General features: G+C 63.1%; 16 protein-coding genes. 15 read left to right on the top strand and 1 reads right to left on the bottom strand.

Translation table 11 applies throughout. The annotated features are described in order from the left end of the window. Positions 1-10 precede the first annotated feature (10 nt). From NY78_RS17440 to NY78_RS17420, 5 genes are all read left to right on the top strand, one after another. Entirely contained in the window at positions 11-1,876 is a 1,866-nt protein-coding gene (locus tag NY78_RS17440) for a CBS domain-containing protein (RefSeq protein ID WP_043638777.1), read from the top strand. Next, positions 1,873-2,598 (top strand): 3'-5' exonuclease, encoded by a 726-nt coding sequence (locus tag NY78_RS17435; RefSeq protein ID WP_043638775.1) that lies wholly within the window; start codon positions 1,873-1,875, stop codon positions 2,596-2,598. The genes NY78_RS17440 and NY78_RS17435 overlap by 4 nt, the downstream gene beginning before the upstream one ends. A gap of 84 nt (positions 2,599-2,682) precedes the next feature. Further along, positions 2,683-3,117 (top strand): Fur family transcriptional regulator, encoded by a 435-nt coding sequence (locus NY78_RS17430; protein ID WP_043638772.1) that lies wholly within the window; start codon positions 2,683-2,685, stop codon positions 3,115-3,117. Positions 3,118-3,138: 21 nt separating this feature from the next. Then, complete coding sequence (locus NY78_RS17425) at positions 3,139-3,633, top strand: rubrerythrin family protein (RefSeq protein WP_043638769.1); 495 nt, start codon at positions 3,139-3,141, stop codon at positions 3,631-3,633. A gap of 42 nt (positions 3,634-3,675) precedes the next feature. Then, the gene (locus tag NY78_RS17420; RefSeq protein WP_043638767.1) at positions 3,676-3,891 is read left to right on the top strand and encodes a rubredoxin; all 216 of its coding nucleotides are present in this window, start codon (positions 3,676-3,678) and stop codon (positions 3,889-3,891) included. Between the two features lie 185 nt (positions 3,892-4,076). Here the strand turns inward: NY78_RS17420 and NY78_RS17415 are convergent, their stop codons facing one another. After that, positions 4,077-5,201: an AI-2E family transporter gene (locus NY78_RS17415; protein ID WP_047960264.1), complete on the bottom strand. Its 1,125-nt coding sequence runs from the start codon at positions 5,199-5,201 to the stop codon at positions 4,077-4,079. A 144-nt stretch (positions 5,202-5,345) separates the two neighbouring features. Here NY78_RS17415 and NY78_RS17410 point away from each other — a divergent pair, with 144 nt between their 5' ends. The 10 genes from NY78_RS17410 (at position 5,346) to NY78_RS17365 (ending at position 21,433) form a co-directional block, all read left to right on the top strand. Then, the gene (locus NY78_RS17410) at positions 5,346-6,332 is read left to right on the top strand and encodes a rhomboid family intramembrane serine protease (protein ID WP_043638764.1); all 987 of its coding nucleotides are present in this window, start codon (positions 5,346-5,348) and stop codon (positions 6,330-6,332) included. Between the two features lie 347 nt (positions 6,333-6,679). After that, on the top strand, positions 6,680-7,183 hold the full coding sequence (locus tag NY78_RS17405) for a PH domain-containing protein (protein WP_043638761.1): 504 nt from the start codon (positions 6,680-6,682) through the stop codon (positions 7,181-7,183). 68 nt (positions 7,184-7,251) lie between these two features. Beyond that, positions 7,252-8,706: a HAMP domain-containing sensor histidine kinase gene (locus NY78_RS17400; protein ID WP_043638759.1), complete on the top strand. Its 1,455-nt coding sequence runs from the start codon at positions 7,252-7,254 to the stop codon at positions 8,704-8,706. 1 nt (position 8,707) lies between these two features. Beyond that, positions 8,708-9,322: a hypothetical protein gene (locus tag NY78_RS17395; RefSeq protein ID WP_043638756.1), complete on the top strand. Its 615-nt coding sequence runs from the start codon at positions 8,708-8,710 to the stop codon at positions 9,320-9,322. A gap of 36 nt (positions 9,323-9,358) precedes the next feature. Beyond that, positions 9,359-10,723, top strand: coding sequence for a sigma-54-dependent transcriptional regulator (locus NY78_RS17390; protein ID WP_043638754.1), 1,365 nt, complete (start codon positions 9,359-9,361; stop codon positions 10,721-10,723). A gap of 260 nt (positions 10,724-10,983) precedes the next feature. Continuing rightward, on the top strand, positions 10,984-11,715 hold the full coding sequence (locus tag NY78_RS17385) for an ABC transporter permease (protein WP_043638753.1): 732 nt from the start codon (positions 10,984-10,986) through the stop codon (positions 11,713-11,715). Between the two features lie 34 nt (positions 11,716-11,749). Then, positions 11,750-12,490, top strand: a complete 741-nt coding sequence (locus tag NY78_RS17380) for an ABC transporter ATP-binding protein (protein ID WP_043638751.1) — start codon at positions 11,750-11,752, stop codon at positions 12,488-12,490. Positions 12,491-12,548: 58 nt separating this feature from the next. Further along, complete coding sequence (locus NY78_RS17375) at positions 12,549-17,489, top strand: FtsX-like permease family protein (protein WP_047960263.1); 4,941 nt, start codon at positions 12,549-12,551, stop codon at positions 17,487-17,489. Then, positions 17,486-19,465, top strand: a complete 1,980-nt coding sequence (locus tag NY78_RS17370) for a DUF6785 family protein (protein ID WP_043638747.1) — start codon at positions 17,486-17,488, stop codon at positions 19,463-19,465. The genes NY78_RS17375 and NY78_RS17370 overlap by 4 nt, the downstream gene beginning before the upstream one ends. Positions 19,466-19,474: 9 nt before the next feature. Beyond that, entirely contained in the window at positions 19,475-21,433 is a 1,959-nt protein-coding gene (locus NY78_RS17365; RefSeq protein ID WP_043638745.1) for a peptide transporter, read from the top strand. The last annotated feature ends 5 nt before the right edge of the window (positions 21,434-21,438 follow it).

Raw genomic sequence — 21,438 nt, 5'->3', positions numbered from 1 at the left:
CGGAGTGCCTATGACCATGCCAGATCCGTCCCTGCAACCAGATGCCGTGACCGCCTTTCTGGCCACAACTCCGCCTTTTGACCGGCTGTCCCCGGTCGATCTGGCCCAACTGGCCGCAGCCGGTCGGGTGGCCCTGTATCTGGAAGGCGAGACCATTGCCGAACCCGATGCGGCCGAGCCGGTGGTCTGCTGCGTCCAGCGGGGCGGGGTGGTTTTTGTGCCTCCTGGCCAGGACCGGCAAGGGGGCAGGCTTACGGACGTACGCGGCGAAGGCGAATGCTTCGGGCTGGCCGGAGCCTTGCCCGGCTGTCCGGACGGTTGCCAGGTGGCGGCTGCGGCCGACACCTTTCTGGTGCGCTTGCCGGGGAGTGTGTTTGCGGCCGTGGCCGCACGGAATCCCCAGGTGGCCGCCTATTTCGACAACTGTCTGGCCAGCCGTGTCTGTCCCGTGGCCGGCGACATCGCCGCAGCGACCGATGTGACCGGTGGGGCTGATGGAGATTATCTCTTTACCCGCCAGGCCGGGGAAGTGGCCTCCCGGGGGGTGGTCGGCGTGGTGCGCGGCACAAATTTGCGCCAAACAGCCAGGACCATGGAAGAAGCCTCTGTGGGGTCGGTAGTGGTGCGCGAGGTCTCGGGAACGGTCATCGGCATTGTCACCGATCGCGATTTGCGCCGGGCCGTGGCCCGGGGGCTTGGGCTTGACGCTGCGGTCGAAACGCTCATGTCCGCGCCGGTTGCCGCCATTGATGCGGCCACGCCGTGCTTCGAGGCCTTAAGCCACATGACCGAATCCGGTTTTCGTCATCTGCTGGTCACGACCAACGGGGAGCCCGCCGGCCTGGTCACGGCCAATGATCTGCTCCTGGCCCACGGCCGTTCGCCCATGGCCCTGCTGCGCTCCATCCGCCGGGCCGCAAGCCTGGACGATCTGGCTGCCTTGGCCCGGCGTTCATTTCCCCTGGCCGCCGCTTTGGCCGCGCGCGGGGCAACCGCCGCAACCGTCGGAGGCCTGCTCGCCATGACGGCCCAGGGAGTGCTTGGCCGGCTACTCGATCTGCTGGTGCGGGAGTGTGGCCTGCCGCCGGGGCGGTGGTGTTGGTTGGCCCTGGGCGCAGCCGGAAGGCGGGAAATGCTGCCGGGTATGGGACTGTCCCTGGCCGTGGCGGCGGATTGCGGCGGCGACGATATTGTGGCCCGGGCCATGGACACCTACTGCCGCGCCGTACTGCCGATCCTGGCTGGTTGGCTTGAGGCCTGCGGGCTGGGCGGGACGCGATTGGCCGGACCTATTGATCTGGCCGGTCTGCGAGCGTTCCTGCACGACGGCCCGGATTTCAAGCGCCTCGATGTCCGGATTGCAGCCGGAGACAGCGGGCTTGCCGAGGCTGTGCGGGCTGTGTTGATCGGCTGCCGCCCCGAGGCCCGGTCTCTGGCGGCAGGGCTTCGCCGCCATCTGGCCTGTCCGGTTCCCTTGGGCGTCCACCAGGGGCGTTTGGCCGAACGCCACGGCGGCTTTGCCCCTGTTTTCGACGTGGCCGAGCGGGGGACCCGGCCGGTCGTGGTCATGGCCCGGCTGGCCGGACTGCTCTGGGGCGCGCCCGGGCCGGGGACGTCTGCCCGGCTGCAATCCCTGGCTGCTGCCGGGCGTCTGGCCGGGCCGGTGGTGCAAAGCGTCCTGGAGGCCTTTGCCTTTTTCGAGGGTGAGCGACTGTTGGCCCGCCTGTCAGGCCAGTCCGGCGATCCTGACGTGGTGGTCCGGCCCGGGGCGCTCTCCGCTCGGCGTCGCCAGGAATATCGGATCGCCTTTGGGGCGGTAGAGGCCTTGCGCCTGGCTTTGCTCGACGCGCTCGGAGCGGGGGAGGGCCGGTCATGACCGTTTTGTCTGGTTTACTCGGGCGATTCTCCAGGCGTCTGTCGCCAGCCCAGCCCCATGCGCTCCTGGCCGCCCACCGGGCGGCCCAGGCCGGACGCGATCCCCAAGCCCTGTTGGATGATCTGCAGTTTGTGGCTGTGGATACGGAACTGACCGGGCTTGATCCCCGCCGCGACGCCGTGGTGTCGGTGGCGGCGGTGCGCTTGCGCGGGCTCTCCATCGTGGCCGGCGAGACCTACGCCACCCTGGTGCGACCGGACCGGGACGTGCCGCATAATGCTTCGCTCATTCACCGCCTGACCGCCGCCGCCCTGGAGTCGGCCCCGCCCATGGCCGAGGTCCTGGCCGGACTGCTCGATTTCATTGGGCCGGCCGTCATTGTCGGCCACCATGTAGACCTGGACATGGCTTTTTTCAATGCTGCTAGTTGCCGCTATTTTGGCGGCGAATTGGCCTCCCCCTGCATTGATACCCTGCGTCTGGCCATGGCCTACGAAGAAAAGCGACTGACGCTCGAAGGGGGCGGGGATATCGAACAGGCCGGATATACGTTGCCGGCCCTGTGTCGGCGCTATCATCTGCCGTCCTTTGCCGCCCACGACGCCCGGCACGATGCCCTGGCTGCGGCCTATCTCTTTCTCTATCTGGCCAAAAAGCTCAGTCGGGGCAGACCGCTGCCGCTGGCTGGCCTGTGGCGGGCCGGGCGGCTGTGGTGGATGTAAAATTTCGAGGGGGCCGCAAAAAAGTGTTGACGGGGCAAGGCCTGGGTTCTAAATAGGAATCAATAGCAAATAGGAATAAGACCTATGATGATTGCAGCCCTGAAAGAACTTTTCACCCAAAGCGGCCTTAAGTTTACCAACCAGCGCTATCTGGTGTACAAGGCCATGGTCGAAGCCAGAGATCATCCCTCGGCCGAGATGGTCTGGCGACGGGTTCGGGGGGAGGCTCCGGCCATTTCCCTGGACACGGTCTACCGGACCCTGGCCGCCCTGGAAACGCGGGGACTGGTGACGCGGGTGCCGTCGGGCGGCGAGGAAGGGCGGTTTGACGGCGATGCCGCGCCGCACCACCATCTGGTGTGCCTGAGCTGCGGTCGCATCGAGGATTTTACCATGCCCGGGGCCGGGCTTGAGGATTTGCCGCCACAGGTCGCGGCCTGGGGGCGCATCCGCGACGCCCAGGTCCTGGTGCGCGGCATCTGCCGGGCCTGTCTCGGACGCAACACCGAAAACCAGTAAGACACAGCCAAGGAGTTTGAAATGACCAAGACTATGGAAAATCTGCAGGAAGCGTTTGCCGGCGAGTCCCAGGCCAACCGGAAGTATCTGGCCTTTGCCGCCCAGGCCGAAAAAGAAGGACTCATCGGCGTGGCCAAGCTGTTCAAGGCCGCTGCTGCTGCTGAAACCGTGCATGCCCACACCCATCTGCGCAACATGAAGGGCATTGGCACCACGGCCGAGAATCTCAAGGCCGCCATCGCCGGCGAAACCCACGAATTCAAGAGCATGTACCCGGCCATGATTGAAGAGGCCAAGACGGAAGGCGACAAGGCGGCCGAGCGCGGCTTCACCTTTGCCAACGCCGTCGAGGAGCTCCACGCCAACCTGTATGCCAAGGCCGCCAATGATCCGGCCGGCTATCCGGCCGAGGACTGGTACGTCTGTTCCGTGTGCGGCTACACCATCGCCGGCGCCGCTCCCGACAAATGCCCGGTGTGCCAGGCTCTGGCCAAGGCGTTTTTCAAGGTCGACTAACCGGATTTCGGTCGCATCACGTCACGCAGCCAAGGAGCGAACATGTCCGCGCCTGAGAACATGTGGCAGTGTCAGACCACCAATTGCGGGTATATCTACGATCCAGATCGTGGCGACCGCAAGGGCAAGGTCCCGGCCGGAACGTCCTTCGAGGATCTGCCTGAGGGCTGGAAATGCCCGATCTGCGGCGGCGGGAAGAAGTGCTTCCGCCCCCTGGCCGGCCCCGGATCGACCAAAGAAGTGAAATGTCCAGTCTGACGACCGGGCGGCCCGCAAGGGTCGCCCGGTTTCGTTTGGCAAGGCCCCCATGCGGGGCCTTTTTCATGTCCGGCGTTCAGGGCCAGGCGTCGGACCGTCTGGAGGTTTTCGGGGAACGCGGCAACGTCGGGCTGATCGCACCGTGTCCGTCCACGCGCCCGGCCGGCGGGGGCCTTGGGAGGAACCTATTTTCCCGGCAGTGTTTCCGGGGTCTGGGCGGGAGTTGCGATCAGGTTTCGTTCCTCCAGCACGTGCCGGTAATCCTCGGCGTACAACGTGAGCATGACCATGGCGAATCCCAGGATGAGGGGGCCGTAGAGGATGCCCAAGGCCCCGAAGAACTTGATGCCGCCGATGATGGAGAGAAACACCCAGAACGTGGACATGTTGGACCGGTTTTGCATGAGCAGCGGCCGGATAAAGGAGTCGATGCTGGAGATCACCACCGCTCCCCAGGCCATCATGAACACGCCCCACTGCCACTGGCCGGTCAGCATGAGATAGACCGAGACGGGCAGCCAGATAATGGCCGTGCCAACCACGGGGATAAGCGAGGCAAAACCCATCATGCAGCCCCAGAAAAAAGGCTGAATGCCGACGATAAAAAGTCCGATGCCGCCGGCCAGCCCCTGGGCCAGGGCGATGACGAACGCCCCGAGGATGACGGACTTGGAGACATCGTCGAGCTGGCGGATGATCCGGTTTTCCTGGTCATTGGTCAGGGGCAGCAGATAGCGCACCTGGGCCAGCATGGCGTGGCCGTCGCGGATCAGGAAAAAGAGCACGAACATGAGGATCAGGAAATTCATGGTCAGCACGAAGAAGTTGCCGATGACCCGGGTGCCGCTGTCGAGGAGCATCTGGCCGGCATTTTTGGAAAGGTCGATGAGATCGGCTTGCAGGGCCAGTTTTTTGAGGTCCAGGAAGGGCAGGTGCTCCTGGACCCAGTTGACATAGGGCGCAATGGAGTCATGGCTGAACAGTTTGTTGAAATCCGTGGAGGCCAGATGGGCTTGCAAAGCGTTGACCGATTGCACACCCTGGGCCAACAGGGAGCCGAGGAAGAAAAAGATCGGGATGATGATGCAGGTGAAGATGAGGCCGGTGGTCAAAAGGGCGGCCAAGGTGTTTTTGCGGGGACCGCACAGTCCGGCAACGCGGCGATGGATCGGGCGGAAGAGCGCGGCCAGGACCACGCCGATGATAAGGATATTGACGAAGGGGCGCAGGACGATACAGGCCAGGATCAGGGCCGCGCCCAGGATCAGCAGGAGGAAGACGGAATAAATGGGTTTTCGAGCTTGGTTCATGCGTGGCCCTTACCAGAAGCGCCGAGGCGGCGGCAAGGCCCTTTCCCAGGGATTGCGAAGTGTCGGACATCCGTCATAGAATGCTGTCCGTATGTTGCAAAAAAGTCGTTTGTTTTCTTTCTCCATTGGCTTGGAGTGCTTGGCGTGACCGATTCGCCGCGCCCTGGCCTTCCGAGACGGCCGCTTTTACCCACTTCCCGGCCTTCCCTGTGGCCCCGGCCCGGCCAGCGGGATCTGACCCAGGCCGTTAGCGGCCACCCCGGCCCGGCCACGGCCATTCGCGCCCGGGAATGGGACCTTATTTTGTCCTCCCGGGGCATCCCCCACGCCATCCGTCGCCAGGGCGGCGGCTATCGGCTGTTTGTGCCGCGCCGCCGGGCCGAGGAGGCACTCAAGGAACTGGCCGGCTATGCTGCCGAACGCCAGACCATTGTACTGCCTGATCCCGAGGCCGCATCGGTGCGTCCCCAGGTTTGGCCCGCTGTGCTGGCCGTCATGGGTCTTATTACCGGGGCCTGGGGGTTTTTGCTGGGTGAGCGGCTGTTTTTCGGTCGTCGCGTGGCCTGGAAAGCCCTTGGGGCCGGGGATTCGACCGCCATGCTGGCCGGGCAATGGTACCGGGCGGTGACAGCCCTCAATCTGCACGCCGATCCGGCCCATCTGCTCGGCAATGCCGTCAGCGGGGCGCTTTTTCTGTCGCTCTTGTGCCGCGAAACCGGGGTGGGCCTGGGGTTTGCCCTGACGCTGGCCGCCGGGGCCGGGGGCAATGTACTCAAAGTCCTTATCCAGGGACCAGGATTGCATTTTCTCGGGGCGTCCACTGCCGTTTTCGGGGCGCTGGGCGCTTTGGGCGGGGTGCGACTGGCCAGCCGCTGGCCGCCGCTGACCTTTCGCCGCTCGGCTCCGGCCGCAGCAGCCCTCATGCTGCTGGCCATGCTCGGGGCCGGGAGCGAGGAGGGCGGGCCGGTGGATCTGGCCGGCCATCTGTTTGGGTTTTTGACCGGAACCGTCCTTGGCCTTGGCGTCGGTTTCTGGCTGGCCGGCCGGCGCCGTCCGGGGGCTGCGGTGCAACTGCTCTGGGGCGCGCTGGCCCTTGGCCTGGCGGTTGCGGCCTGGGCGGCGGCGGTCTGAGCCTGCCGCCGGTGGCCGGGTCGTGTGAGAAAAGAGATGAGAGCCTCCGGCGGCCAAAGGGACCCAGTCCCTTTGGAATCCCCTCCTGGGTGGAGCTTTTTTGACCGAGTATGCTGCCAAATCGGCAGGCGGAAGTTCGGCAAGAGAAGAGGGGAGAAGAGGCGGGGCCGTACCATGCGGCGTTTGTCCTTGACGAGAACCACCGTTGCTTTGACCGGCCGACGTGGGGGGCAGGAAGGCTTTGCTTTGGCCGCTCTTTTCGGATATGATCGTCAATTGTCGCCGGTCGACGCGGGGGCGTACGTGGATGCGGGCTGGATCGAAGCAACTGCTGGGAGTGGGATGCCATGAGCCTGAAGGGCCTTGTTTTTGAAGGTGAGACCATCCGATACCGGACGGGCAAGCATTGGGTCGTGCTGGCCAAGGCAGTGATCCTTTTCGTCCTGGCCTTGGTCGTGTGGTCAAGTGAGCCGACGCTCCTTAAACTCGTGCAGTTTAAGGTCCCGGAAGAACTGGAGCGGTTTGTGCCGACGATTCTGTCTGTCGGCGTACGGCTTTTTCGCTATGTCTTTTTCATTTTGCTGACGCTGTTGGCCCTGGTGCGGCTCTTTTCTTTTTTTACGCTGCGGGTGGGGCTCACCGACAAGCGCTTGCTGTGCGATGATGCCTTGTTGGGTAGTTTTTCCCTGGACCTTGGCAAGATCGAATCGGTCAAGTGCGAGCCAGGGCTGTTCGGCGGCCTTTTAGGCTACGGCAAGGTGATTCTCACGGCCTCAAGTAGTCAACGTCTGGTCGTCACCAATCTATCGCGTCCCCACGTGCTCGAACAGGAAATCTTCGCTGCCAAATAGCGTCCGGGGCAGGCGGCTGCGGGCCGCAAGCCCTGTTGCCAACCTCCCCGCGTCGTGGATACGCGACCATGTATTTGTCCCGAAAGCCCATCAAGTATTACGGCATCCTGTTTAAGCTGCTGGTGGTCTTTATTGGCATCATGATTTTTGCCTATTTTACCATATCCACGCTGCTTATCTACATAAAAGACTCGGTCAATATCTCCCGCGACATCGTCAAGGTTCGTTTCGAGGTGCTCACCATTTCCCAGCGTCTGGTGGACAGCCTCCTTGTCATGGAGGAAAATCAGAAGAAGTACGAGATCCTCCATTCTGACGAATACAAAAAGAACTTCATGGCGGCGTTGTCCGAATATAAAAACGCCATCTGGAGCATCTTGTGGTTCCGTTATGAAGGATTTTCAGCCTGGGAAGAACTCCATGCCGAGTTTCGAGAGACATTTCCCGATCTGGCCCAAGGGAGGGATCTGTCCAAAGAACCGTGGATCGACCAGGACAGGCTCAACCAATGGATGCGCATTGTGGTCAGTGCCCGCCAGGACAACGAACGGGTCCTGGAATCCGGGATGCGCGAACTGTTCCGCATAAGCGAAGTGGCCGTCAACCGGGGCGTCTCGGGACTGACCATCTCCATTGGCGTCGGCCTTCTGGGCGTGCTTTTTCTCACCTATTCCTTAAGCCGTCCGTTGCGGGAACTGCGCCGAGGCATCCGGGCCTACACCCGCGACGGCCGGCTGGAACCAATCCGGGTGCTCTCCAAGGACGAACTTGGGGAACTCGGCGCGGCCTTTAACGACATGACCGTGCGCCTTAAGGAAGAAGAGCGGATGCGGGCAGATTTCATCGACATGGTCAGCCACGAGATCCGGACGCCGCTGACCTCCATCCGCGAATCCGTCAACCTGATGCGCGAACGGGTGCTTGGCGACGTCAACGAACGGCAAAAGCGCTTTCTCGACATTGCCAGCGACGAACTGCAGCGGATATCGGCCATGTTGACCAGCCTGCTCAAGGTCTCGAGCATGGCCTCCCAGATTGTGGATCTGGCTCCGGTGACGTTTAACCCCGAAGAGCTGCTGCGGGAAACCCTGGAAAAAGCCGGGCCGTCCGCTGAAGCCAAGGGCATTAGCCTGTCGCCCCGGGTGGCTCCGGACATTGTCTCGGTGGTGGGCGACCGCGAACTGCTTGGGCAGGCCCTGTACAATCTGGTCGGCAACGCCGTGAAGTTTTCCCCGCCTGAACGTACGGTGCGGGTAGGGGTGGAGATGGCCGACGGCGGCGAAAAGCTGCTGGTCAGCATTTCCGATGAGGGACCGGGGATTCCCGAAGAGGAACAATCCCACGTGTTCAATAAGTATTACCGTGGGGTGCGCACCAAGCGCACGACGGACGGCATCGGCCTTGGCCTCAATATCGCCAAGACCATCGTCGAGGCCCACGGCGGCAATATCTGGCTGTCCAGTCTGCCCGGCAAGGGCTGTACTTTCTACTTTACAATTCCAGTGGATGGGGCAAGAGCGTAGTATGGCCCGATGTGTTTTGCACCGTATAGGCACGACCGCTGCCCGCATATGCTGCGGGCTGTCCTTGGTTTTGGCGCTTGGTTGCGCCCGGCACGAACCGGTCCCGGCGCCGGTGGTTGCGCCCGCGCCGCCGCCCGCGCCGTCCAAGGAAGTGATCATTTGCAAAATCGAGCGGGAGACGGCCTACGACCAGGGGCTTCGCGCCTACGAATCCGGCGAGGTCAAGCGGGCAATGACGCTGTGGCGCGAGGCCGCAGCGGTTGAAACCGCCCAGGACGTCCGTCAAAGAGCCCTGTTTGCCATGGCTGCCGTCAAGCTCTCCCAGGCCGGCAGCGATGCCGAGGTTTCCGCCGCCCTGGACATGCTCGACGCCTGGGCCAAGAAATCCCCGCCCGGCGGCAGCGGCGAGGATGCCCGGTTCCTGCTTGGCGTCGTCAAATCGTTCAAGCCGGCCTTTGTCCTTAAGGAGCAAAAGGCGGCCCTGGAACGTGAGTGCGGCAAGAAACTCGTCGAGCGCGAGGAGCAGGTGCGAAAAAGTCTGCAACAGCAGGTCAAGGCTCTGGAGTCCATCCACCAGCAGATCCAGGAAAAGAAAAAGGGTCTCAGCAATTACTGATCCGGTCCGGCCACGGCCGGCCGCCCAGAAGCACCCATGAGCATAGGCGCGCAGCAGACCCGCAAGACCGTCCTCGTTGTCGATGACGACCCGCACATCCTGGAAGTCCTGGAGGTGCGCCTCGTCTCGGCCGGCTATGACGTCATTACGGCCACCGACGGCCTGGAGGCCCTGGACGTGTTGTCGCGCAAGGCCGTGCGCCTGGTCATTTCCGACATTCGGATGCCCGGCATGGACGGGATGCGGATGCTTGAAGAGATGGAAAAGCGCAACATCAAGCTGCCCATCATCTTTTTAACCGCCCATGGCAGCATCCCCGGGGCAGTGTTCGCCATCAAGCACGGGGCCGTGGATTACCTGACCAAGCCTTTTGACGGGCAGGAGCTGTTGACCCGGGTGACCGAGGTTTTTGCCAAGGCGGCCGGTCTTGACGCCGCCCGGGCCGAGCAACTCGGCGAGACCGGTCTGGTCGGCACCAGTCCGGCCATGCGCGATCTGGCCGCCATGATCGAGCGGGTGGCCCCGCGCGACGTCAATGTCCTGGTCCTTGGCGAATCCGGCACCGGCAAGGAGCTGGTGGCCAACCTGATCCACCGCCGCAGTGCCCGCAAGAACGGTCCGTTGGTCACCGTGGACTGCGGTTCGACCCCGGCCGGCCTGCTCGAATCCGAGCTCTTTGGCCACGTCAAGGGCTCGTTCACCCATGCGGTCAAAGACAAAAAGGGCCTGATTGAACAGGCCAACCTGGGTACCCTTTTCCTTGACGAGATCGGCAATATTTCAACGGAGATGCAGATTCGTCTCCTGCGCGTCCTGGAAAACCACAAGATCCGGCGTATTGGCGACGTACGCGAAATCCAGGTCGACTGCCGGGTCATTGCCGCCACCAACGCCGACATCTTCGAGCAGGTGGCTGCGGGCATTTTCCGGGAAGACCTGCTCTATCGCCTCAAGGTGGTGACGATCAACGTGCCGCCTCTGCGTGAGCGCCGTGAGGACATTCCCATTTTGGCCGAGCATTTCACCCGCCAGTTCTGCGCCGCCCAGGGAATGCCGCCGGTGACCGTGCCGGACGAGACCATGGCCTATCTGACCGCCTATCCCTGGCCCGGCAACGTCCGCCAGCTGCGAAACGCCCTGGAGGCCGGGGTGGTCCTTTGTACCGACAGCGTGCTGGCCCCCCAGGATCTGCAGCTCCCCCTGGCCGGCAAGGGACCCGATCGCTCGGCCGACAACATGTCCCTGGATCAGAGCGAAAAGGCCGCCATCGTGCGCGCCCTGGAACAGTCGGGCTGGGTGCAGAAGGAAGCCGCGCCGCTTCTGGGCGTCAGCCGCCGGGCACTGAATTACAAGATTCAGAAATACGGCATTGAAATCCCCAAACGCCGCCCGAAAAAATAAGCAGACCGTCACCGTCCGGACCCGCCCCTGCCTTGGCAAGGAGGGGGGTTTCTGTCACAACAGATGAACCCCTCCCGGGTGACTGGCCCTCTTCCTCTCTCGGTTCAAGAGGTGAAGTGTCACCCGGATGAGAGAGCGGCTGTTGCGGGAGGGATCAGGGCGACGTCCGGCGGCAGCATCCCTGTGGTTCGGTTGTTGCGATGCCCTGGCCGGGCAACAATGCAGACTTCGGCCCGAAGCGGCCGGAATTGGGTGGACGCATGGCGCAGCCAGACGGCGCGATTGCACCGAAAGCGGGCCGGTCGCCCAAAGTAGCCAGGCAGGTGGTCCTGCCCTTTCGCAAGTCCCTGGAAATCAGTATTAAAAGTATTCAGGTCCGGTTTTTTCGGTCCCTGATCACCGTGGCCAGTCTGGTATTGGCCGTGGCCTTTTTGAGTTTCATCCTCACCGGCTCGGACGTGGCCGTGGGTTTGTTGCGTTCCGGCAACCCGCAACTCCGCACCGCCCTGGTTGATGCCGGCTACGATCTGCCGGCCTTGCCGTCGGCCGCCGTCTCCGTTGCCGCTGAGGCCGCCCGCCTGCAAACCAGTCCCAAGGAGCGCTGGATCGTCATCCTGTCGTTGCTCGTATGCACCGTCGGCATCGTCAATGCCCAGCTGATGGCCGTTACCGAGCGCTTTCGTGAAATCGGCACCATGAAATGCCTGGGGGCGCTTGATCGTTTTATTCTGCGGCTTTTTTTGCTGGAAGCCGGCATGCAGGGCTTGGCCGGGTCCTTTATTGGCGGAGTGTTGGGGGTGCTCGTCGGGGTGCTCGTCGGGCTTTTGCGGTTCGGCTTTGCCGCCGCGACCAATCTTTCCATGATCGATCTTGGCGCGACGCTCGCTCTGTCCATTGCGGTCGGGGCCGGCTTGAGCCTCCTTGGCGTGGTCTATCCGGCGGTGGTCGCCGCCAGAATGCGGCCGGTGGAAGCCATGCGGGCCCAGGAATGACCCGCCGGGCGGGCTAAGGAAGAAGCGGGGGACTATGGCCGAGGCGCACAATATCGTCCGGGTGGCCGGCGTGGCCAGGACGTTTACCATGGGCACGCAAGTGGTCCAGGCCCTTCGCGGCGTGGACCTGACCATCAAGGCCGGGGAATATCTTTCCATCATGGGACCGTCGGGGTCGGGCAAATCCACGCTGTTTAACATGATCGGCGGCCTGGACAAGCCGTCCACCGGCAAGGTCTTTATTGACGAAGTGGATATTGCCCAGCTCGACGCCTACGAGCTGGCCTGGCTGCGAAACCGAAAAATAGGCTATATTTTCCAGACATTTAACCTTATCCAGGTGATGACCGCCCTGGAGAACGTCACGTTGCCCATGACCTTTGCCGGCGCCTCCCAGGACGAGGCCACGGAAAAGGGCCTGGAACTCCTTGGTCTGGTCGGCCTGCGCGAGCGCCACGCCCACCGTCCCCAGGAACTCTCCGGCGGCCAGCAGCAGCGGGTGGCCATAGCCCGGTCCCTGGCCAATACCCCGGCCATTATCCTGGCCGACGAACCCACCGGCAACCTGGACCTGACCACCGGCGAAGAGATTATCACGCTGTTAAAACGCCTGAGTTCCGATCGCGGCGTCACCGTCATCTCCGCCACCCACGACTATAAAATGCTCAATGTCTCCGATCGGGTGGTCTGGATTCGGGACGGTCGCATCGACAAGATCGAAGAGCGCGACCAGCTCAATATCACCGTCGGCGGCATCGGAACCCGGGAGGACTGAGTTCGGATGCCGCGCCAGCCCCTCTCCTCCCTGCCGGGCCGAGCCTGGCCCGGCCGCTGTGTGCCTTGTCCTCCTGGTTGTCGCGTGGCTGGGACTGCTGACCGCTGGCCCGGCTGCGGCCAAGCGGGCCAGGAAAGCCGAGGCTGCCTCCTCCCAGGGCGCTGCCCTGGCCGAGACCTGGCTGACTGCGGCCGACGCCGACCTGGACAAGGCTGTCATCGACGCCCTGGCCGGCCTGGGCGACCGTTCTCTGGGCACTCCGGGCAGCCGGGCGGTGGCCGATGCCCTGGAAGCCTTTTTCAGAAGCCTGAATCTGGGTGAAGTCGGGCGGCTCTCCTACCGCGCCCCGGCCATGGTCCAAGGCCGGGCCGCCCTGTCCGTACCTGGCGGCGCAGCGGCGACCCTGACCCCCCTGGCGCTCAATGCCTTTACGCCGGGCTCGGTCCCCCCGGGCGGACTGACCGGCCCGGTGGTCTATGCCGGTCCGGGGAACTACCGGGATTTCGATGGGAGCGCCGTCAAGGACGCCATCGTCCTTATGGACCTGAAAAGCGGACGCAACTGGCAGGGCGCAGCCCAGCTCGGGGCCAAGGCCCTGGTCTATGTGGACGACAGCCCGGCCGGGCAACCGGCCGATAACAGCGTTTTCCGCGACAAGTTCGAGCTGACCCCGATCCGGTTTCCCCGCTTTCGGATCACGGCCGGAGAAGCGGCCCAGCTATTTGGCGACTATCGGACCCTGCGCGGTGAGACGGACGGCCAGACCGCCGCCCTGACCGCCAGGGCGGCCTGGGAGCCGGTGGTGGGGCAAAACGTCCATCTCCTCATTCCGGGGACCGATCCGGCCCAGGCCGGCCAACTGGTGGTGGTGGACGCCCCCTACGATACCGCTGCCTATGCCCCGGGGCAGGCTCCTGGTGCAGACGAGGCCGCCTCGGTGGCCGTCTTGGTGCGTCTGGCCCGGCAATTGGCCGCGCATCCCCCGGCCCGGCCGACGCTGCTGGTGGCCACGTCCGGGAGCGGCCAGTCCCTGGCCGGGCTGCGGGAATTTTTCGCGGCCCTTCGCGGCAAGGGCAAGGATCTGCGCGGCCAGTCCCGGGAGCTCAAGGAAAGCGTGCGCCAGACCGACGCCGTGCTGGCGTCGCTGGACGCCCTGAACTCTGACGGCGAGGGGGCCGGGGCCTCGCTTGGCGATGTGTCCCTGCGCGAGACATTGCTGGAAAGCCTCAAAGACGAGGTGGACAGCGTCACCACCCATCTGATGCGCCTGCGTCTGGCCGGGACGCACCGCGACGAACCCACGATCAGCGCCCTGGCCGCCCGCCGCGCCGAACTGCGTCGGCTCATGTGGCGCGAGGATTTTGGTGCGCTCCCCCCGGTCGAAGCCCGGGCGCTCCGCGACCTCATCCCGGCGACCAAGGCCCGTCTGCTGCGTGCCCGGGCCGGAGCCGAGGCTGAGGCCGACTGTGTGGAAAGCGCCCGGGAGCTGCGAAAGCTCGTGGGCGACCGCGATCTGGCGGCTCAGGCCTCGCTCCGCCTGTCCAGCCACGGCGACGGGGTGGGTAGTTTTTGCAAAGGGTTTGCCTTTGAGGTCAAGCCCGACGTTAATCCCGGCCAGGCCTACGGCCGCATCAATCGCTCCCTGGCCGCCGCCGCCGAAGCCGCCGCCAAGGACGCAGGGCTGCCGGCCGGCTACTACTGCGACGGCATGCGCGACGACCGCCAGCACCCCTGGCAGGGCCTTTTGCCCGACCGTCCGGCTCTTGGCGGCGAATTTGGCAATATCGCCGGCGTCCTTGGCTTCACCCTGGCCACGACTGGCGACGCCCGACTGGCCTGGGGCACGCCGGGCGACACGCCCGATCAGGTGGATTTTGTTTCCCTGGCCCGCCAGAGCCGGTTTGTGACGGCGGTCTTGGTGGCCATGAGCCGAGCCGATTTCGAGGTGGGCGAGAAACGGCCGCGAAATGTCTTTTCAACCCTCACCGGCCGCGTCAACTTCATCCGCCAGGGCGAGCTTTTTCCCGACCGTCCGGCCCCGGACACCGTGGTGTGCGTCTACCAGGGCAAGACCCGGTTTTACGCCATCACCGACGCCCGGGGCCAGTTTCGGGTGAGTGGGCTGGCCAACAAGAAGTACGTGCTGGACAAGGCCGTCATCGAGGGCTTCCGGTTTGATCCCGATACCGGTTCGGCCGTTTGGGCCATCGACAAGAAGCAGACCGGCAAGGATGCGTATCGGGTCAAGATGAACCGGAACAGCATGGAAACCGACCTGATCATGTTCGGTTGCGACCAGACCACGCTCTTTTCCGCCTTTGATCCGCGCTCGTTTCGCTATTTCACCCGCATCGAACTGCTCGATGCCCGGCGTGAGGCCGCGCCCATGCGCTCCTGGTTCAGTCGTTTAGACACCCTCGATTCCACCCTGCTCTCCATTTTTCTCGAACCGGGAACACCCTTTAAGTGCATCCTGTCCGACACGGTGCTGGCCCGAAAGCTCCTGCTTTTAAATGCCGACGCGGCACATCCGACCGGCGTCGGCTATCCCGTGGAGGCCTATTCCGTGCTGCCGACCACGGAACTGCTCGCCGCCCGCGACATGTGGGCGCTGGTCGGGCCGCGCATCGCCAATCTTGAAGCCCACGGCATTGTCAGCGAGCGCATCCGCGACCTGACCGACCAGGGCCGTTCGCTCTATGCCCAGGCCTGGGCCGCTGGCGAGGCCAGGCACTACGAAGCCATGGTGACGGCGGCCCGGTCCAGCTGGGCTCTGGCTGTTCGGGTCTACAACGATGTGGAAAAAACCCAGCGCGATGTGCTGTTAGGCGTGCTCTTTTACATTGCCCTGTTTATCCCCTTTGCCTACTGCGTGGAGCGGGTGGTCTTTAACTACGCCGACATCCACAAACGCATCGCGGCCTTCCTGGGGACGCTTGCCGCCGTCATTGCCGTGGTCTACGCCGTCCACCCGGCCTTTAAGCTCACCTATTCGCCGCTGGTGGTCATCATCGCCTTTTTCATCCTGGGCCTGTCGGTCATGGTGGCAGCCATTATCTTCATGCGCTTTGAGCGCGAGATGACGGCGCTGCAACGTCGGGCCTCCCATGTCAAATCCACGGAAATCGGCGGGATGCGCGCTTTTGCCGCTGCCTTCGTCATTGGCGTGAGCAACCTGCGCCGCCGCAAGGTCCGAACAGCCCTGACCTGCCTGACGCTTGTCATCCTGACCTTCACCATCATGAGTTTTACGAGCATCAAATCCACCCGGGACGAAAGCGCGATCCTGATTGCGGAGAGCGCGCCGTACCAGGGGGTGCTGCTTAAAAATATCGGCTGGCATTCCCTGCCGCCCGAATCCCTGGCGGTCGTGGCCGATGCCTATGGCACGGCCGACGTGGTGGCCCCGTTGGCCTGGCTTGAGTTGCCGGAAAAAAACGTGGCCCCCATCACCGCCATCCGGGCCGGCCGGCACAGTGAACCCGTCCAGGGCATCATGGGCCTGTCGGCCGATGAAGCCCGCCTGGGGCGCATGGCCGGTGTGCTGACGGCCGGCCGCTGGTTTGCCCCTGGCGACGGTGCCGCCGTCATCCTGCCTGTGCCCATGGCCGAGCGTCTGGGCGTTACCCCGGGCGACAGCGTGACGCTTTTTGGCCGGACATTTACGGTCAGCGGCCTTTTCCGCAAAAATGCCCTGGAAGAGCGGCCGGATCTCGATGGCGAGCCGCTCATGCCGGTGGTTTTCCCGTCCGAGGTTTCCAAAGAGGTCAGCGAAGTCGAAAAGGAGGCGGCCGAGTCGGGCGAGGACGTCAAGAGCCTGCAAAGCCGCTATCAGCACATCGACGATGATCTGGTCGTCATTGTCCCCTATGAGACGCTGATCGGCCTTGGCGGACAGCTCAAGTCCGTGGCGGTGGCCCCGCCGGCCGCCGGTGTGGAGAGCGGCAACGCCGCAGCGACCAATGATTCGGTTCTGGCCGGCCGTTTGGCCGATCGCTTTGGTCTGGCGGTTTTTTCCGGCCAGGCCGACGGGGTGTTTTTGTACCACGCCGGCGACTCCCTGGGCTATGCCGGCGTACCCAACATCCTCATCCCCTTGGTGATTTCCGTGCTGATTGTGCTCAATACCATGATCGGCGCGGTCTATGAGCGAAAACGGGAAATCGGCGTTTACACGGCCGTGGGACTGGCCCCGTCCCATGTATCGTTCCTGTTTATCGCCGAAGCCCTGGCCTTTGCCGTCATCAGCGTGGTCCTGGGCTATCTCCTGGCCCAGACCGCCGCCGGGCTCTTGTCCGGCTCGTCGCTTTGGGCCGGCATGACCGCCAACTATTCCTCCACGGCCGGCGTGGCCGCCATGCTGCTGGTCATTGCCGTGGTGCTGCTCTCGGTCATCTATCCCTCCAGGGTTGCCGGCCAGATCGCCATTCCCGACGTCAACCGCTCCTGGACGCTGCCCGATGCCGTGGACGGGGTTATCGCCACCCGGCTGCCGTTTCTGGTCAAGGTACGCGAGCAGGAGTGCGCCGGCGGGTTTCTCTTCGACTATTACCAGTCCCACCAGGATGTGTCCCATGGCCTTTTCGCCACTGCCGACGTGGACTACGTTTTTGAGTGCCCTTGGGATCTGCCCGGTTCCTCGCCGCATCCCAAAGAACTCCATCCGGAGTTCTGCGATTTGCGGGCCTGTATGCGCTTAACCGGCACGGTCTGGCTGGCCCCCTTCGATTTCGGCATCAAACAGTCCATGTCCATTGTCTTTACGCCGGCCAAGGACACCCCGGGCTATATGGAAATTGATGTGGAACTGACGCGCGTGGCCGGCGAAGCCGGCATGTGGAAGCGGCTCAACAAGGGCTTTCTAAACGATTTGCGCAAACAGCTACTCGTGTGGCGTTCCCTGGAGGAATCCACCCGGACCTCCTATGAGGACAAGATCACCAGCAGCTACAATGCCCGGCTTCGAAGCAATGAGCCGGCCGGGGAGGGGGACGCATGACGTCCGGGACCATTCGTTTCCGGGCCGTGGCCCTGGGGTTGGTCCTTGGGCTTGGCGTGTGCGCCGTGACCCCGCTCAACAACCTCTATCTGGGCGCAACCCCCCTTGGCGGCGGCCATTTTCCCCTGGCCCCGTTTTTTCTGCTGGCCTGGCTCACCGTGCTGGCTGCCGGGCTTGGCCGGCTCTTTCGCGGCCGCAGCCTGCTGACCGGCACGGATTTGCTCGTGTGCTGGATGCTCATGGTCGTGGTTTCCGGCGTGGCCCACACCGGCCTGGCCCGCACGTTTTTTATCAGCCTGACCGCGCCGCTGCATTTTGCCACCGAGGGCAACCAGTGGAACGCGGTGTTTGGGCCGCTGTTGCCGGCCGGCTGGTATCCGGTCGATCCCGAGGCTGTGGAGACGCTTTATAACGGGCTGGCTGGCGGCTACACCATGCCCTGGGGGCAGGTGCTGGCCACGATCCCCTGGGGTGTCTGGATCGGGCCGCTGAGCACCTGGGCCGTCTTTATCGGCCTGTGCTATTTCGTGCTCCTGTGCCTGACCAATCTCTTTTCCCGGCAGTGGATATCCAATGAGCGCATGAATTTTCCGCTGCTGCGCCTGCCGGAGACGTTGACGGGTGCTGTGGATGACGGCGGGTTATCGAGCTTTTTTACCGATCGTTTTCTCCTTTGCGGCCTTTTTTTCAGTGTGCTTCTGCACACCATAAACGGTATCGCCTTTTACGATCCCTCCGTGCCCCAGATCCCGACGTTGATCCTGGCTGGTCCCTATTTTCCCAAAACAGGGCTTTTCTCGGGCTTTACCAAGCTCAAAATCTATTTCTATCCGGCTTTTATCGGGTTCGCCTATCTGACGGCCCGCCAGATTTCCTTAAGCTTCTGGTTCTTTTTCATTCTCGGCGGCTTTGTCTACGGCGTCTTTGACCTCATCGGCCAGCACATCCCGGCTGCGGCCCTGGGCGTCACCTTCGGCCCGACCCTGACCTCTCCCGAGGAAACCCAGATGATCGGGGCGTATGGCGTCTTTTTCCTGTTTCTGCTGTGGCTGGCCCGCCAGCATCTGTACGACACGGCCAGGGATGCCCTGCGCTTTCGGTTTCACCGCCCGGATGAGGCCGAGTGGGTCGGCGCGCCGGCCTCGCTGTGGGGGTTGGTTCTGGGCGGCGGGGCGCTTGTGGCCTGGAGCGTGTCCTTTGGCATGCCCCTTGGGCAGGCCGTGCTGCTTTTGGGCGCGTTTTTCATGGTCATGCTGGTGGCCAGCCGCATCATCTGCCAGGGCGGCATTGCCTATTTCACCCTGACCGCCGCGCCGACCGACGGTTTGCTGGCCTTTTTCGGCACCGGCATCTTCAGCCGCCTGGGCCTTCTTATGGCCGCCGTCATGCAGAAAATGCTCTTTGTCGATCTGCGCGAATCGCTTCTGCCTTCGCTTTTTCACGCCGCCAAGGTGGGTGAGAAGAAAGGACCCAAGAAACTCTATCTGGCGGCCATTGTGTTGGCCATTGCCGCGGCGGTGGCCGTGTCTTTTCTGGCCATGTTGGCCGTTTGCCACAAATACGGCCTGCGCGATTTGCAGGTGGACTGGGAGACGCAGACCGTCACCACGGTCTATGAAAACGTCCAGCGCCTGATTGAAGCCCCGGCCGGGTCCAACTCGGCGGTCATCGGCTTCACCGTGGCCGGGGCGGTGGTGATGTTCGCCCTGATTGTCGCCTACCAGCAGTTCTACTGGTGGCCCATTCATCCCCTGGGCTTTCTCACCATGTACAGCTCCTCCATGCGCATTTTGTGGTTTTCTTTCTTTATCGGCTGGCTGTGCAACCATCTGACCCTGCGTTATGGCGGCATTGTGCTTATGAAACGGGTGCGGCTCTTGTTTATCGGCCTTATCCTGGGGGATTTTCTCATGGGCGGCGTGTTTGCGCTGATCGGACTGTGGACCGGGCAGAGCTATCTCGTGCTGCCGAATTAGGATGACCCGATGTACGACGACAAAGAGTTAGCCGAATACCGGGATCTGCTCCCCACGCCGACCCATTTCGAAGAGGGCTTCGACTGGAAGACCATTGTTGGCGCGGTCTTCATCGGCTTTCTCATGATGCCGGGCAGCATGTATCTCCAGCTGGTCATCGGCACCGGCATCGGCCCGGCGGCGCGCTGGGTGACCATTATCCTCTTTGCCGAGATCGCCAAGCGGGCCTATACGGAACTCAAGCAGCAGGAGATCTTCCTGCTCTATTATATGGCCGGCGCGGCCATGGCTTCGCCGTTTCATGGACTCCTGTGGAACCAGTATCTGGTCCAGTCCGATGCGGCCAAGATGCTGGGACTGACCGACCTCATTCCGCTGTGGGTGGCCCCGGGGCCGGAATCCGATTCGCTTCTGGCTCGCACCTTTCTCCACCGTGACTGGCTGGTCCCCATCCTGCTCCTGGTCGGCTCCCAGATTATCCAGCGCATCGACCATTTCGGCCTGGGTTATGCCCTCTATCGCATCACCTCCGATGTGGAAAAACTGCCGTTCCCCATGGCCCCGGTCGGGGCCCTTGGCACCATGGCCCTGGCCGAATCCACCGAGGATCGCAAAACCGGCTGGAAATGGCGGGTCTTTTCCATCGGCGGCATGATCGGGCTGGCCTTCGGAGCCATCTATGTCCTTTTCCCGGTGGTGTCCGGGCTCATTTTCACCGAACCCGTGCGTCTGATCCCCATTCCCTGGGCTGATTTCACCCGCAATACCGAGGCCTGGCTGCCGGCCGTGGCCACTGGCATCCAGTTCGACCTGGGGCTGGTTTTTACCGGCATGGTGCTGCCGTTTTGGGCCGTCATCGGCGGGCTGGTCGGGCTGGTCATCACCATTGTGGCCAACCCCATCCTTTTTTCCCATGGCATCCTGCACCGCTGGCGGCAGGGCATGGGCACGGTGGATACGGTTTTTGCCAACAACTTCGACTTCTACATGTCCTTTGGCATCGGTCTTGGCCTGGCGATCGGCGTTATTGGCGTGTGGCAGGTGGCCCGGTCGCTGCGAAAGGGCGGGGTGGGCGGCGCCGCCTACAAGGCGCTCTTTGACACCAACAAGGCCCGGGGCGACATCAATTTCTGGGTATCCATCGCCATCTACGTCTTTTCCACCCTGGCTTATATCGGCATGTGCCTGTTTCTGGTGCCGCAGTTTCCCTGGCTCTTTTTCGTGCTCTACGGCTTCATCTACACCCCGGTGATTTCCTATATCACTGCCCGGATGGAAGGCATCGCCGGCCAGTTTGTCAGTTTGCCGCTGGTGCGCGAGGCCAGTTTCATCGCCGGGGCGCGCTTTTTCGGCTACCAGGGCATCGAAATCTGGTACGCCCCCATTCCCATCCACAACTATGGCAAGGCGACCGTGGATTTTCGGGAAATCGAACTGACCGGCACCAGCCTGCGCGGCATCATCAAGGCTGAGATCGTGGTTTTTCCGGTGGTCATGGTGGCCAGCCTCCTTTTTTCCCAGTTCATCTGGCAGCTTGCCCCCATCCCCTCGGCCAGCTACCCGTATGCCCAGGAATTGTGGCATTTGCAGGCGCTCAATTCCCTGCTCATGCAGACCTCCACCCTGGAAGGCAATTCGCTCTTTTTTCAGGCCTTAAACGGCTGGTTCGTCACCGCCGGCCTGGGCCTTGGCCTGATCATTTATATGCTGCTCATGCTTTTCGGTCTGCCGGTGCTCCTGGTCTACGGCATCGTGCGCGGCCTGGGCCAGAGCGTGCCCCATGGGCTGATTCTCGAAGTGGCCGGGGCGCTTTTGGGCCGCTATTATTTTCTCAAGCATTACGGGAAGCGCTGGCGGCAATATGCGCCGGTGCTCCTGGCCGGTTTTTCCTGCGGCATGGGACTCATGGGCATGTTCGCCATGGGGGCCACGCTCATTTTAAAGTCCCTGGGCAAGCTGGCCTATTAGGACAG

Origin of the sequence: Desulfovibrio sp. TomC, from assembly GCF_000801335.2 — a bacterium.
Classification (GTDB): Bacteria; Desulfobacterota; Desulfovibrionia; order Desulfovibrionales; family Desulfovibrionaceae; genus Solidesulfovibrio.
The sequence above is the reverse complement of the archived record's forward strand: the minus strand, read 5'-3'. Positions and strand labels throughout refer to the sequence as shown.

What these genes read in the sequence shown, in the direction of transcription:
- NY78_RS17440 (WP_043638777.1), top strand. Translation starts at nt 11, where the DNA reads ATGACCATGCCAGATCCGTCCCTGCAACCAGATGCCGTGACCGCCTTT.
- NY78_RS17435 (WP_043638775.1), top strand. Translation starts at nt 1,873, where the DNA reads ATGACCGTTTTGTCTGGTTTACTCGGGCGATTCTCCAGGCGTCTGTCG.
- NY78_RS17430 (WP_043638772.1), top strand. Translation starts at nt 2,683, where the DNA reads ATGATGATTGCAGCCCTGAAAGAACTTTTCACCCAAAGCGGCCTTAAG.
- NY78_RS17425 (WP_043638769.1), top strand. Translation starts at nt 3,139, where the DNA reads ATGACCAAGACTATGGAAAATCTGCAGGAAGCGTTTGCCGGCGAGTCC.
- NY78_RS17420 (WP_043638767.1), top strand. Translation starts at nt 3,676, where the DNA reads ATGTCCGCGCCTGAGAACATGTGGCAGTGTCAGACCACCAATTGCGGG.
- NY78_RS17415 (WP_047960264.1), bottom strand. Translation starts at nt 5,201, where the DNA reads ATGAACCAAGCTCGAAAACCCATTTATTCCGTCTTCCTCCTGCTGATC.
- NY78_RS17405 (WP_043638761.1), top strand. Translation starts at nt 6,680, where the DNA reads ATGAGCCTGAAGGGCCTTGTTTTTGAAGGTGAGACCATCCGATACCGG.
- NY78_RS17400 (WP_043638759.1), top strand. Translation starts at nt 7,252, where the DNA reads ATGTATTTGTCCCGAAAGCCCATCAAGTATTACGGCATCCTGTTTAAG.
- NY78_RS17395 (WP_043638756.1), top strand. Translation starts at nt 8,708, where the DNA reads ATGGCCCGATGTGTTTTGCACCGTATAGGCACGACCGCTGCCCGCATA.
- NY78_RS17390 (WP_043638754.1), top strand. Translation starts at nt 9,359, where the DNA reads ATGAGCATAGGCGCGCAGCAGACCCGCAAGACCGTCCTCGTTGTCGAT.
- NY78_RS17385 (WP_043638753.1), top strand. Translation starts at nt 10,984, where the DNA reads ATGGCGCAGCCAGACGGCGCGATTGCACCGAAAGCGGGCCGGTCGCCC.
- NY78_RS17380 (WP_043638751.1), top strand. Translation starts at nt 11,750, where the DNA reads ATGGCCGAGGCGCACAATATCGTCCGGGTGGCCGGCGTGGCCAGGACG.
- NY78_RS17370 (WP_043638747.1), top strand. Translation starts at nt 17,486, where the DNA reads ATGACGTCCGGGACCATTCGTTTCCGGGCCGTGGCCCTGGGGTTGGTC.
- NY78_RS17365 (WP_043638745.1), top strand. Translation starts at nt 19,475, where the DNA reads ATGTACGACGACAAAGAGTTAGCCGAATACCGGGATCTGCTCCCCACG.